Origin of the sequence: Mitsuokella multacida DSM 20544 (assembly GCF_000155955.1) — a bacterium.
Classification (GTDB): Bacteria; Bacillota; Negativicutes; order Selenomonadales; family Selenomonadaceae; genus Mitsuokella; species Mitsuokella multacida.
This window is the reverse complement of the sequence record NZ_GG697141.2, coordinates 285,339-299,417: the sequence shown is the minus strand read 5'-3', so window position 1 is coordinate 299,417 and position 14,079 is coordinate 285,339. Positions and strand designations below refer to the sequence as shown.

Genomic DNA, 14,079 nt, shown 5'->3' with positions numbered 1-14,079 from the left:
TCCTCCAACTGTATCCTATCTGTATCGTATCAAAAGCCAAAGCCCGTGCGCTTGAACATCTTGGCCAGCTCTTCGCTGCTGAACTTCAGGATGGTCGGGCGCCCATGCGGGCAGGTGTAAGGGAAATCCGTGTGCGCGAGCGCGTCGAGGATGATCTGCATCTGGCGGAAGCTCAGCTCCTCGCCGGCCTTGATGGCTGCGCGGCAAGCCGTCGTCGCGAGGCATGCCTGCCGGATCTCCTTCGCCGTCGTCTCGTGCATGTCCATGAGATTCGTCAGGATCTCGCGGATGATGTCCTCCGCTTCGCTGACGGGCACGTCGGCCGGCACCTCGATGAGGCGGAACTCGCGCTCGCCGCTCATCTCCATGTGGAAGCCGAGCGAGGCAAAGAGCTCCTGATGCGCCTCGACGAGCTCCGACTCCTTGCGGTCAAACGTCAGGATCTGGTGGACGAGCAGCTGCTGCGAAGGGATGTCGCCCGCCATCGCCGAGAACTTGTCGAAGAGGATGCGCTCGTGCGCCGCATGCTGGTCGACGATGTAGAGCCCCTTGGCGTCCTGCGCGATGATGTAGGTCAGGTCAACCTGGCCGATTGGCACGACCGTACCCTCGTACTGGAGCCGCTCTCCCTTTTCTCCCTCAGCGCACGGCGTCTCTTGCGCAGATGACAGAGGCGCTGCCGCCGTCTCTGCTACCGTGCCTTCCAACACGGGATGAGCCGCATGGATATCGTGCAGAGGAACAGCGGCCTCGCGCTCGCGGCGCAGACTCTCTTGTGTATCAGAGAAGCCGGCCAGCGAAGATGCGGCGGACGGTGCCGTGCGGTGCACGGCCTCGTAGATGGTCTTAGGCTTGCTCTGCGCCGCTATGGGGCTCGCTGCAGCTGCCTGCGGCCACTGCGGGATGATGGGCTCGGCGAGCGGCTCCGTCGCCGGCACGAACTGCATGGGCTCCATCGTCACGTGCTGCTCCGGCTTCTCGACGACGGCGGCCACCTCGCCGAGTCCCCGGCCCGCCGGCCGGATGGCGTCGAGCACAGCCTTGTAGACGGCCTTGAAGATGCGGCTCTCATCCTCGAACTTGAGCTCGCTCTTCTGTGGGTGCACGTTGACGTCAATCGTGCGCTGCGGCACCTCGATGCAGAGGACCGCCAGCGGGAAGCCGCTCTTCGGGATCAGCGACTTGTAGGCGTTGTCGATGGCCTTGGCGATTGCACGGTTCTGGATGATGCGCGAGTTGACGATATACGTCTGCCAGGCGCGGCTGCTCTTGAGCATCGACGGCTTCGTGATGTAGCCGGAGATCTTGATGTCCTCGTCCTCGAGCGTGAGCCCTAAAAGCGAGTCTGCTGTCTTGTCCCCGTAGATGGCCTGTATCGTGTCGTAGAGGTTGCCCGTGCCCGGCGTCACGACGGACATCTTGTTGTTGTTGATGAAGTGGAACTCGATGTCGGGGCGCGAGAGCGCGAGCTTGACGATGAAGTCATTGATGCGCGCGCCCTCTGTGTGATTCGTCTTGAGGAACTTCTTGCGCGCCGGCGTGTTGAAGAAGAGGTCTTCCACCTTGACCGTCGTGCCGATATTGCAGCCCGCCTCGATGAAGTCCGGCTCCCTGCCACCCGTGATGGTCACGCGCGTGCCGAGGTCGTCGCCCTCGCGGCGCGTCAGCAGCGTGAAGCGCGAGACGGAGGCGATCGTCGGCAGTGCCTCACCGCGGAAGCCCAGCGTGCCGATCGTGTTGAGGTCGCCGACCTCGCGGATCTTGCTCGTCGCATGGCGCAGGATGGCGAGGTGCGCATCCTCGGCGCTCATGCCCCTGCCGTTGTCCGTCACGCGCATGAAACTCGTGCCGCCCGCCATGATCTCCACCTCGATGCGGGTCGCCCCCGCATCCATCGCGTTCTCGATGAGCTCCTTGATGACAGACGCCGGCCGCTCTACGACCTCGCCCGCCGCGATCTTGTTGATGGTATTGTCGTCGAGTACATGGATGGTCATGCTTTACCCGCCTCCCCTTTTGCCTGCTCCTGCAGCTTATAGAGCGCATTCATTGCCTCGAGCGGCGTCATCGTCATGACGTCGAGCGAGAGCAGCGTGTCGCTGAGGCTCGAGGCAAAGAGCGAGCCCATAGCCGGTGCGGCAGGCTCTGCTTTTGCCGCGCTGCCTGCCGCTGGCGCCGCTTTGGCAGACGGCACGGCCGCTGCATCCGGTGCCTCTGCCTCGAGCATCGCGAGGATCTCCTCGGCGCGGCTCGTGACGGATTTCGGCAGGCCTGCGAGCCGCGCGACGTGGATGCCGTACGACTTGTCGGCCGCACCGGGCACGATGCGCCGCAGGAAGGCCACCTGATTGCCGCGCTCCTTGACGGCCACGCAGAAGTTCTTGATCTTGTCGTCCTCGAGGTCCGTGAGCTCATGGTAGTGTGTCGCAAACAGCGTCTTGGCGTGAACCTTCTTCTCGATGTGCTCGATGACGGCGCGCGCGATGCTCATGCCGTCGAACGTGCTCGTACCGCGGCCGATCTCGTCGAGGATGACGAGACTGTCCTTCGTCGCGTACTTGAGGATCTGCGCGACCTCATTCATCTCCACCATGAAGGTGCTCTGGCCGCTGACGAGGTCATCGCTCGCGCCGATGCGCGTGAAGATGCGGTCGACCGGCGAGATGGAAGCCTCGCGCGCGGGGATGAAGCTGCCGATCTGCGCCATGAGCGTCAAAAGTGCCACCTGGCGCATGTACGTCGACTTGCCCGCCATGTTCGGGCCCGTGATCAGCATGATCTCGCAGTCCTGATGGTCGAGATGCGCATCGTTCGGCACGAAGAGGTCGCGCGTCAGGATGCGCTCCACGAGCGGATGGCGGCCGTCCTTGATGTCGATGACGCCGTCCGTCCGCATCTGCGGGCGCACGTAGTTGTAGCTGCTGGCCGCCTCCGCGAGACTCGCGAGCACATCGACGAGCGCGATCTCGTGCGCCGTCTGCTGGATCTCCGTCAGATGCGCCTTGATGGTCTCGCGGACCTCCGTGAAGAGATTGTACTCGATGTTGACGATCTTCTCCTGCGCGCCGAGGATCTTCGTCTCGAACTCCTTGAGCTCCTCCGTGATGTAGCGCTCCGCATTCGCGAGCGTCTGCTTGCGGATGTAGCGGTCTGGCACGCGGTCCGCGCCGCTGTGGCGCACCTCGATGTAGTAGCCGAATACCTTGTTGTAGCCGATCTTCAGCGCCTTGATGCCCGTCTGCTCCTTCTCGCGCTCCTCGATCTCCTGCAGCATCGCCTTGCTGTCGTGCGAGATGCGGCGGTACTCATCGAGCTCTTCGTTGTAGCCCGATTTGATGATGCCGCCCTCGCGCAGGCTGATGCCCGGGTCCTCGACGATGGCGCGCTCCAAGAGGTCGACGAGAACATCGAAGGTCTCCACCTTCGCCTCGGCCTGCTTGAGCATCGAAGACTTCGCGCCCTGCAGCTTCTCGCGGATGCCCGGCAGGCAGCGCAAGGAGATCTTGAGCGCAATGAGGTCGCGCGCATTGGCCGTGCCGACCTCGATGCGCGTCAGGAGGCGCTCGAAGTCGTGGATCTCGCGGCAGCCCTCGCGCACGCCGCCGCGCAGCGAGAAGTCGCCGACGAGCTCTCCGACCGCGTCGAGGCGCTGCGTGATGCCCGCGATGCTCAGCAAAGGATACTCGAGCCACTTCTTCAAGAGGCGGCTGCCCATCGCCGTCTCCGTGAAGTCGAGGACATCTAGGAGCGTATTCTTCTTGCCGCCGTCGCGCAGGTTGCGCGTGATCTCGAGGTTGCGCAGCGTGTACGTGTCGACGACGAGGTTCTCTGAGGCATCGAGATACATCAGCTGGTTGAGCTGCGTGAGGTCCGTGCGGACCGTCTCGTGGAGGTAGTCGAGCAACGTCGCCACCGCTTCCTTCGCCTCCGACTGCGCGGGGCGCGTCGCCGCGTCGAAGTGCTCGACGATGCGGTCCTCGACATGATGCGAGACTTCCGCGATCGGCGTGAACGAGCAGTGCGGCAGGCGCAGGGCGGCAAACTCCTTGAGCGCACTGGCAAACGACGGCTTGCCGACGATCAGGAGCTCCGGCATCATCAAGCGGTAGAGCTCATCGAGCAGCATCTGCAGGCGGTTGCCGCCCTCGTAGATGCCGTAGAAGCACTCGCCCGTCGAGATGTCGGCGCCCGCGAGCACGATCTTCTCACCCGTCTCGTAGATGAGTGCGATGTAGTTGTTCTGCGTCGCCTGCAGCGCAGACTCCGAGAGGATTGTGCCCGGCGTCACGACCTTGATGACCTCGCGCTTCGTCAGCCCCTTCGCCTTCGGGTCGCCAATCTGCTCGGCGATGGCCACCTTGTAGCCGCGCTTGACGAGCTTGTTGACGTACGTCTCAGCCGCATGGTACGGCACGCCGCACATCGGCGCATCCTGCCCCTTGCTGCGGCTCGTCAGCGTCAGGCCGAGCTCCTTCGAGACGAGCTTGGCATCTTCAAAGAACATCTCATAAAAATCGCCGAGGCGGAAGAACAGGATTGCTCCTGGATTCTGCTCCTTCGTCGCGAGATACTGCTGCATCATCGGCGTCATTTCCATCAATACTACACCTGCTACTAAAAACATAGCATAACATAGAAATTATCTATGTCTAGAAAAATTCCTTATTCATCGTGTATGCTTTTGTCCAGACAAGCCTGAGACTACTCACAAGTTCTTGTACACTCCAAAGGCGTTGACCGTGTTCCTTGCCTCGCAAGGCAACGACCTGTTCCCGACTAGCCATCGGTACATTTATCGAGATGTGAAACGTGAATCAGGCGATGCGATAGTTCTTCGTATCGCGCAGATTCAGTGCTGCATTCAAATCGCGGTCTTCCGTGAAGCCACATGCGGGGCAGACGTAGACTCGGTCTTTGAGTTTCAGGCCGCTATGCACATGCCCGCAGGCGTGGCAGGTCTTGGAACTCGGGTAGAACTGGTCCGCGATGCGGAATTCAATCCCGATGATCTCTGCCTTGCGCCGCAACTTCTCACGGAAGGAATAAAAGCGCTGCTGCGCCACGGCCTTCGATAGATGGCGGTTCTTCATCATGCCGGTCACTTTGAGGTCTTCCACCGTGATGAAACGTGGTTTTTGCTCCACCAGTGCGTGGATGACCTGATTCTCGTGATTGCGGCGGAGATTCGCCAGCCGCTGATGCAGTTTCTGTACCGATGATTTCTTTTTCTCTATGTTTGCAGAGGCAGTAGCAGTACTACCACCTTTCCTCTTTCGCATCTCGTACTTGCGGCTGAGGCGCCTCTGCTCTCTTCTCAGCCGCTTCTCGAGCCGTCTGGCTCGGGAAGACGTATTGATATTTTCAAAAATCCTGCCGTCGCTGACGATGGCAAGCGATTTGACACCAAGGTCCACACCGATGCCATCCGACTGCGGACGGTACGATGCTTCTAGGTCATTGTTGTAGCGGCTCATCTCATCAATCTCTGCTGTGACAGAGACGTAGTAGCGGCCCGCTTCATAGGAGACATGCCCATTCTTGATGGTCACGCCCTGCGGCAGGTAGCCAAATTCCTTTAGGCGTACCCTACCGATGGTCGGGATCTGGATTTTGTGTCGCCAGATCGTCCAGTCCCCCTTGTTGTTCTTCGGGAAGTAGAGCTTTACATTCTGCTGATTCTTCCGCTTGAAGCGCGGGAAATGCGCCTGCCCTTTGAAGAAGCGCTTGAACGCCTGCTCCGCATTGACGAGGACCTTCTTGCGCGCCTTAGAGCCGCATTGGTCAATCCAAGGGAATTTTTTCTTCAGCACGTGATTGACGTACTTATCGAAGTCATTGGCGGTGACGAAACGGCGCTGTTTCTCATCGAGGACGCCACGCTGATACAGGCGGTACAGCCAGATGTTGCGGGCGATGTACTGGTTCGCGAGAAAGCGGCAGATACCGAGAGAGCGACATACCTTATCCGTTTGGCTTTCGGTGAGACGGAGTTCGGTCTTGAAGGATTTGAGCAACGGTTTCATCCCCTTTCAACTGTCCTTCGTATTTCCCCAATCCATGGATACGGATGGAAAACATACGGATGATGCTGATAAGGTCTTGGATCATCTCGCGTTCCGGACTGAGGTCCTCGTTGTTGACGACAATGATCTTTGCCCCGTGCTCGGCCAGATGGCGTTCGAACCAGTCAAAGCCGAAGCGGACGAACCGATCCTTATGTGCGATATAGATTTCGGCCACTTTGCCTTTCTCTGCCATCTTGATGAGTTCATTCCATTGTTTCCGCTTGAGATTCAGGCCACTGCCGATATCTGTCATGACACGGTCGACAATGACACCGCGCGCATTGACAAATTCGCGCAAGAAGGACACTTGGTTCTTCAAGTCGTCACGCTGCTTTGCCGTTGACACTCTGGCGTATAGGATCACTTTCTTCTGATTCTGCACTCTCGTGCTGTTCCCCATATACACATCCAACTGCTCCTGTGTATAAAACCTCCGATTCGTCGGGGTTCTGAAAGCTTTCAACTTGCCCGCAACATCCCACTTCTGGAGCGTCCGGACCGTCACACCGAGCATCTTGGCAAAATCTTTCGGTTTATAGGTATTCATGCTTATATTATACCATATATACCTATTATATTCTATGTTTTAATTAACAGTTATGTGCTCCTGAGTAAACTGGATAAAAGACGTGCTGACACGATGCCAGCACGCCTGTCATTTCTCTTTATTCTTTATGATACTCGTTCGCCCTTGAGGACCCAGGTCTGCGGGTGCGTGATGCGGACGTCGATGAAGTCGCCCGGCTTCTCGCCCGCATGTGCGAACAGCACGATCTTGTTGGTGCGCGTGCGGCCCATCCAGACGGAAGGCTCGTTCTTGCTCGGGCCCTCCACCATGATTTCCAGCGTCTTGCCGAGGAGCTTCTCGTTGATGGCGAGGCTGATCTCGTTCTGCACGGCCATGAGCGCATTCAGGCGCTCCTTCTTGACGGACTCATCGACCTGGTTCTCCATCGTCGCCGCCGGTGTGCCCGACCGCTTCGAGTAGATGAAGGTGTAGGCCGAGTCGTAGCGGATCTCGCGCAGGAAGTCGAGCATCTGCTGGAAATCCTCATCCGTCTCGCCGGGGAAGCCGACGATGAGGTCCGTCGTCAGGCTCACGTCCGGGATGGCCGCGCGGATGCGGCGCACGAGGTCGCGGTACGACTCCACCGTGTAGACGCGGTTCATCGCCTTGAGGATGCGGTTGCTGCCGTACTGGACCGGCAGGTGGATGTGCTCGCAGAGGTGCTCGCCGTCGCGGATGGCCGCGATGACCTTGTCCGAGAGGTCCTTCGGGTGCGAGGTCATGAAGCGCACGCGGCGGATGCCCGGCACCTTGTCGACCATCTTGAGGAGATCTGCAAAGTCTGCGAGCTTGTGGTCCTTGCCGTAGGAGTTGACATTCTGGCCGAGCAGCGTGACTTCCTCATAGCCGTTCTTCACGGCCTCCTCAACCTCATGCACGATGTCCTCGGGCAGGCGGCTGCGCTCGCGGCCGCGCACGTACGGCACGATGCAGTAGGTGCAGAAGTTGTTGCAGCCGTACATGATCGGCACCCAGGCCGAGAGGCTGCCCGCGCGTGCGACGGGTACGTCGTCCGGCAGCTCCGTCTCGCCGAGCTGCACGTCGACGACGTGACCGTGCTCCGCCTGGATCTCCTGCACGACGTGCGTGAGCTCGTGGACTTTGTTGGTGCCGAGCACGAAGTCGATGTGCGGCGCGCGCTTGATGAGCGCATCACCCTCTTTCTGCGCCATGCAGCCCGTGATGCCGAAGATCAGCTCTGGGTTCTCGCGCTTGAGGCGCTTGATCTCGCCAATCTTGCCGTAGACGCGGTCCTCCGCCGTCTCGCGCACGCAGCAGGTGTTGATGAGGATGAGGTCGGCCTCCTCCATCGACTCCGTCCGCTCATAGCCGATCGTGCGGAGCTGCCCCATCATACGCTCCGCATCGCTCTGGTTCATCTGGCATCCATAGACCAGGAGATACGCATAGCGATGCAGCTTGCCATCTATCATTTTCATACGTTTTGTTCCGTCCTTTTCTTTGCTGTCTATCTCATAATCAATGTTTTATTGTATCAAAAATGGCCGTACTTGTCCATGATACAGAAGATAGAGATGCCGCATGGACAAGCTGTCTCCATGCGGCATCTCTATCGTATCTTCCTGTTATTCCTGCAAAGACCGATGGACTCAATCAGAGTGCGGCGATCTTGTGCAGCGTTGCGACGATGAGGTCGACCTGCGGCTTGACCGTTGCGAGCACGAGGTGCTCGTTCGGGCTGTGGATGTCCTTCGTCGTCACGCCGATCGACACCATGTCGAGTTTCGGGTTCTTGCGGAAGTGCCAGCCGCACTCAAGGCCGGCGTGAATCGTCTCGACCTTCATCGGCTTGCCGTTCTGCTCGGCAAACGTCTCCGCCACGATCTTGGCGAGGCGGCTCTCCTTGTTCTCCTTCCAGCCCGGCGACTGCGTGCCGATGTGTGCCGTGAAGCCCGTGAGTTCCGCGACCGTCTCGGCGTACTGACGGAATTCATCGAGTTTCTGGTCGATGGCCGAACGCGGGAAGAACTGGACCTCCACTTCTTCCGCCGTCATGTTGACGACGCCGAGGTTGGCGCTCGTCTCGACGAGACCAGGGATGACCGTCGACATCGCGTAGACGCCCGTGTGCAAGATGGTCAGCAGGCTCAGCAGGCGCTTGGCGTCGCCCGCCTTGAGGACCTGCTGCGCTGCCTCGACACTCGTCAGCGGCACGAGGATCTGCGGCTCGACATTGCCGTACATCTGCGTGAAGCGCTCCTTCTGGTCCGCGATGACCGCCTCGATGTCCGCCTTCGGGATGTCCGTGACGATGACCGCCGTCGCATCGTTCGGGATGGCGTTGCGCGCCTTGCCGCCCGTAAAGGAAGCGAGCTCGACCTCGCCTTTCGCTTGCAGCGCCGTCAGGATCATCGCGAGCGTGCGGATGGCATTGCCGCGGCCGTCGCCGATGCGCTCGCCAGAGTGGCCGCCGCGCAGGCCCTTGACCTCGATCTTCCAGGCGGCCGACGTCTCCGGCTCCACGCGCTTGAGCTCGCGCGTGAAGTCGAGGTCAACGCTGCCGGCACTGCCGACCGTCAGCTCATCGTAATTCTCGCTGTCGCAATTGATCAGGAACGAGGCATCCTTGAGATGGTCTGCCGAGAGGTGGATGGCGCCCTTCATGCTCTGCTCCTCATCCGTCGTGACGATGAGGCGCAGCGGGCCGTGGTCCTTCGCCGTCTTCATGATGTAGATGGCCTCCGCCACGCCAATGCCGTCATCCGCACCGAGGCTCGTCCCCTCCGCCGAGAGGAATTCTTCCGTGCGCACGAGCTTTATGGGGTCTTTGAGCGGGTCGTATGCATAGCCCTCCTCGGCCACGCAGACCATGTCCATATGGCCCTGCAGGATGGTCAGCGGCGCCTTCTCGAAGCCAGCCGTCGCCTTCTTGTCCGCGATGATGTTGTTCGCCTCATCCTGCGTGACCGTGAAGCCGAGCTCACTGAGGTACGACTTCAGAAAGTCGCTGACGGCCTGCTCGTGACCGGATTTGCGCGGGATAGCTGCGAGTTTCGCAAACTCCTGCAGCACGCCTTCAAGTACCTCATCCTTCTTTGCCTTATCGGCCTGATTCTGGTTCATCTGAAATTCCTCTTTCCTGATTTCTAATGCTTCAGCAATCCGCTGCTCTTGGCAACGAAAAACAGCCTGCCCCTTGAGGCAGGCTGGCATGAATCCATGGTTTCATCTGGACGGATTGTTAGTCTTTGAGTGCCGCCGGCATCGCTTCGGCAACATCGACGCCTTCCGGCGCGTAGAGCACGATCTGCTCCGAGATGCGCTTTGCGCAGCCATTGACGACGTAGCAGGCGCCGTTGACGAAGTCGCAGATGCGACGCTGCTCTTCGACCGCAACGCGCTCGTAGTTGACGACAACAGCCTTGCCCGACTTGAGGTTGTCCGCGATGTCCGTGACCTGGTCGAAGTTCTCCGGCACATAGATCTGCACGCGGAGCTCCGGGATCTTCGTCGTATGGACCGTCAGCTGCGGATGCTGCGCACGCGTGCGCGCGCGGAAAGACGGCGCAGGCTCCTGCGCCTCTGTGCGCTCGACATAGATTGAGTCGCCGCCCGAGACCTTGTACTCCTGCGCTGCAGCGCGGGCCGGTTTCGCTACGGCCTGCTGCTGGCTCTTCTCAGCAGCAGCATCCTTGTGCTCCTCTACCTCTACGTCCTCCCACGGCATCAATACATCAATGAGGCCCTGGAACTTTCTTTTGATCGTCTCCATACCACTCATAACATCTCGTCCTTCCACCTGAATTCATATTGCTCCACACGTATTTATCCACACGTACATGTGTACAAAACTGGATTTAACTATCGACATGATAACACATTTCGACAGAAAATGCAAAAAACCTGCTGGATTTTTTCATATCCAGCAGGTTTTCTTAAATTTTATCTGTTATGGATGCCGCAGACAAAATCAGCCCTTGCGAGCGTTCTTGGCGTTGCGGCCGCGGATCGTGCGGTCGAGGATGGCCTTGCGCAGGCGGATGTGCTCCGGCGTGACCTCGACGAGCTCATCGCTGTTGATGTACTCGATGGCCTGCTCGAGCGAGAGGATGCGCGGCGGCGTCAGGCGGATGGCCTCATCCGAAGAAGATGTACGCATGTTGGAGACGTTCTTCTTCTTGCACGGGTTGATGTCGATATCGTTCTCGCGGGAGTTCTCGCCGACAATCATGCCTTCGTAGACCTGCTCGTTCGGTCCGATGAACATCGTGCCGCGATCCTGCAGCGTGTAGATGCCGTAGCCCGTCGTCTCACCCTGCTCGAACGCGACGAGCGAACCGCGCGTGCGGCCCGGGATGTCGCCCTTGTACGGTGCATAGCCGTGGAAGACGTGGTTCATGATGCCGTTGCCCTTCGTGCTCGTCAGGAGCTCGGAACGGAAACCGATGAGGCCGCGTGCCGGGATCGTGAACTCGAGGCGCATGTAGCCAGCCGTCTCCGTCATGTTCGTGAGCTCAGCCTTGCGCGTGCCGAGGCCTTCCATGACAGCGCCCATGTACTCCTGCGGCACTTCGACCGTCAGGTTCTCGATTGGCTCGCAGAGCTGGCCGTTGATCGTCTTGTAGACAACTTCCGGTTTGCCGACCTGCAGCTCGTAGCCCTCGCGGCGCATCTCCTCGATGAGGATGGACAGATGCAGCTCGCCGCGGCCCGATACCTTGAAGACATCCGGCGAATCCGTCTCTTCGACCTTCATCGCGACGTTCGTCTCGACTTCCTTGAACAGGCGGTCGCGCAGATGGCGGCTCGTGACGAACTGGCCTTCGCGGCCGGCAAACGGGCTCGTGTTGACGCCGAACGTCATCGAGAGCGTCGGCTCGTCGATGCGGATAGCCGGCAGTGCTTCCGGCTGCTCAGCGTCAGCGACCGTGTAGCCGATGCTGACATCGCCGAGGCCCGTCAGAGCGACGATCTCGCCCATCTTGGCTTCCGGCACTTCGATGCGCTGCATGCCCTGATAGACGAAGACCTTGCCGATCTTCGCGCGGATTTCCTGGTCGCCATTAATGAGCACGACATTCTGGTTCGTGCGAGCCGTGCCGCGGCTGATGCGGCCGACAGCGACGCGGCCGACGAAGGCATCTGCCTCGAGCGTCGTGACCATCATCTGCAGCGGGCCGTCCGGGTCGCCGTGCGGAGCCGGGATCTCTTTGACGATCGTCTCCATCAGCGGCTCGAGGTTCGTGCTCTCGTCTTCCATGTTGTACTTCGCGATGCCGTCGCGGGCCGTCGCGTAAATGACCGGGAAGTCGAGCTGATCGTCATCGGCATCGAGTTCCATGAAGAGCTCGAGGACTTCGTCGTAGACATCGTCCACGCGCTGGTTCGGCTTATCGATCTTGTTGATGACGACGATCGGCTTGAGCTTCTGCTCGAGAGCCTTGCGCAGGACGTACTTCGTCTGCGGCATCGGGCCTTCGAACGCATCGACGAGCAGGAGAACGCCGTCGACCATGTTGAGGACACGCTCGACCTCGCCGCCGAAGTCCGCATGGCCCGGGGTGTCGACGATATTGATCTTGATGCCGTTGTACATGATGGCCGTGTTCTTCGAGAGGATCGTGATGCCGCGCTCGCGCTCGATATCGCCCGAATCCATGACGCGCTCAGCCACCTGCTCATTCGAGCGGAATACATGGCTCTGCTTCAGCATGGCATCGACCAGCGTCGTCTTGCCGTGGTCGACGTGCGCAATGATTGCGATATTGCGGAGCTTATCATTAGTCGTCATACTCATTCTGTGTAATCTGCCTCCTATAAAAGAAAAGGGATACCTGTCGTATCCTCATTTGCAAACCTAAAAATTACTTACTCATTATACATGCTTTCCCCGCGTAATGCAATAGATTTCCACGGCCAGTCGCAGTCTGGGACAGAAATTATCTTGCAGGATCTATAACAAAAGTGTTGTATCTCCAATAATTTTTTGATATGATAATACACATGTTACAGTTTTACAAACAAATGCATTCAAACTGTCTACAGGAATCCCCGACACTGTAGCATGGATGCAATACATGCTAGACTAAGGAAGTATAAGGAAGTAAAGGAAGTCATCAAATGGATCCCATCAACGTCAACCTCAACATCTACCAGACGCTCGCTGCGGCCACGGCAGTCTATTATCTCGGCGTGCTGCTGCGCATCAAGGTCCCGTTCCTGCGCCGCTACTGCCTGCCGGCCCCGGTCATCGGCGGCATCATCTTCGCGATACTCAATGCGGTCCTCTACACGAACGGCATCTGGACGTACCAGCAGGACACCATCATGCAGAATGTCTGCATGATGCTCTTCTTCACGAGCATCGGCTACACGGCCAGCATCAGCCTGATCCGCAAGGGCGGCTCGCTCGTCGCCAAGATGGCCGTGCTGACCACCCTCTTGATCCTCTGCCAGAACGGCATCGGCATCGCCTTGGCGCACGTCTTTGACCTGAGCCCGCTCATGGGCCTCGCGACGGGTTCCATCCCGATGATCGGCGGCCACGGTACCTCAGGTTCCTTTGGACCAGTCCTCGAAAGCGTCGGCCTCGACAATGCGACGACGATTGCCTTTGCCGCCGCCACGTTTGGCCTCGTCTCAGGCAGCCTGCTCGGCGGCCCGATGGGTGAATTTCTCGTGCGCCACTACGGCCTGACGAGCGTCGCCGACGAGGAGCGCCTCGACCCTGCCAACACGAGCGACGAGCTCCAGAAGCTCGAGCAGGCCGCCCACGGCGAGCGCAAGGCCATCGATGAGGAGAAGCGCGCGGGCCAGAGCATCAACAACTACCGCTTCATGAACGCCCTTGCGCACCTGCTGATTGCCATGGGCCTCGGCACCGTCGTGAGCCAGATCTTCGTCAATTTCGGCCTCGTCTTCCCGAACTACATCGGGTCCATGCTCGTCGCCGCCATCATCCGCAACGTCTCCGACTACACGCACGCCTACAAGGTCTACCAGCGCGAGAGCGAGGTCCTCGGCAACCTCGGCCTGACGATTTTCCTCTCGTGCGCACTCATGAGCCTCAAGCTCTGGCAGCTCTCCGACCTCGCCATCCCCCTGATGGCCATGCTGCTGAGCCAGGTGCTCTTCATCGCACTATTCGTCAAGTTCCTGCTCTTCCGCGTCATGGGCCGCAACTACGAGGCCGCCGTCATGGCAGCCGGCACCTGCGGTTTCGGCCTCGGCGCCACGCCGAACGCCATCGCCAACATGTCCGTCATGGTCGAGCGCTTCGGCCCCGCCCCCACGGCCTTCTTCGTCATCCCGCTGATTGGTGCCCTGATCGTCGACTTCGTCAACTCCTCCATCGTCACGGTCCTGTTGAACTTGCTGGCCTGAGCTGACCGCAACATAACAACATTACACCCATCTTTTTGCGATTCCTTTGCGTTCTCTTTCCCGGTATGATAGAATGGTCATAGCATCATGGCGATGGCAGCA

The 14,079-nt window shown here is 59.4% G+C and carries 9 protein-coding genes; 1 reads left to right on the top strand and 8 read right to left on the bottom strand.

Annotated features, from left to right (window positions below):
• Positions 1-29: 29 nt before the first annotated feature.
• From mutL to typA, 8 genes are all read right to left on the bottom strand, one after another.
• Positions 30-1,997 carry a DNA mismatch repair endonuclease MutL gene (mutL, locus tag MITSMUL_RS01460; protein WP_005839285.1) on the bottom strand — a complete coding sequence of 656 codons (1,968 nt, stop codon included), beginning with the start codon at positions 1,995-1,997 and terminating at the stop codon, positions 30-32.
• A complete protein-coding gene (gene mutS / locus MITSMUL_RS01455; RefSeq protein WP_040635274.1) occupies positions 1,994-4,597 on the bottom strand; it encodes a DNA mismatch repair protein MutS in 2,604 nt (867 codons plus the stop codon). The genes mutL and mutS overlap by 4 nt, the downstream gene beginning before the upstream one ends.
• Before the next feature lie 217 nt (positions 4,598-4,814).
• Positions 4,815-6,023 carry an RNA-guided endonuclease InsQ/TnpB family protein gene (locus MITSMUL_RS01450; protein ID WP_005839281.1) on the bottom strand — a complete coding sequence of 403 codons (1,209 nt, stop codon included), beginning with the start codon at positions 6,021-6,023 and terminating at the stop codon, positions 4,815-4,817.
• Complete coding sequence (locus MITSMUL_RS01445) at positions 5,962-6,612, bottom strand: IS607 family transposase (protein ID WP_005839279.1); 651 nt, start codon at positions 6,610-6,612, stop codon at positions 5,962-5,964. Before MITSMUL_RS01445 ends, MITSMUL_RS01450 begins: the two co-directional genes overlap by 62 nt.
• 125 nt (positions 6,613-6,737) lie before the next feature.
• Positions 6,738-8,072: a tRNA (N6-isopentenyl adenosine(37)-C2)-methylthiotransferase MiaB gene (gene miaB, locus MITSMUL_RS01440; RefSeq protein WP_005839277.1), complete on the bottom strand. Its 1,335-nt coding sequence runs from the start codon at positions 8,070-8,072 to the stop codon at positions 6,738-6,740.
• A gap of 175 nt (positions 8,073-8,247) precedes the next feature.
• Positions 8,248-9,717: a beta-Ala-His dipeptidase gene (pepD, locus tag MITSMUL_RS01435; protein WP_040635267.1), complete on the bottom strand. Its 1,470-nt coding sequence runs from the start codon at positions 9,715-9,717 to the stop codon at positions 8,248-8,250.
• A 118-nt stretch (positions 9,718-9,835) separates the two neighbouring features.
• Entirely contained in the window at positions 9,836-10,375 is a 540-nt protein-coding gene (locus MITSMUL_RS01430; RefSeq protein WP_005839271.1) for a cell division protein SepF, read from the bottom strand.
• A 189-nt stretch (positions 10,376-10,564) separates the two neighbouring features.
• Positions 10,565-12,385: a translational GTPase TypA gene (typA, locus tag MITSMUL_RS01425; protein ID WP_040635264.1), complete on the bottom strand. Its 1,821-nt coding sequence runs from the start codon at positions 12,383-12,385 to the stop codon at positions 10,565-10,567.
• A 329-nt stretch (positions 12,386-12,714) separates the two neighbouring features.
• On the opposite strand from typA, the gene gltS reads away from it, so the two are divergent.
• A complete protein-coding gene (gene gltS / locus MITSMUL_RS01420) occupies positions 12,715-13,977 on the top strand; it encodes a sodium/glutamate symporter (protein WP_005839269.1) in 1,263 nt (420 codons plus the stop codon).
• Positions 13,978-14,079 lie beyond the last annotated feature (102 nt).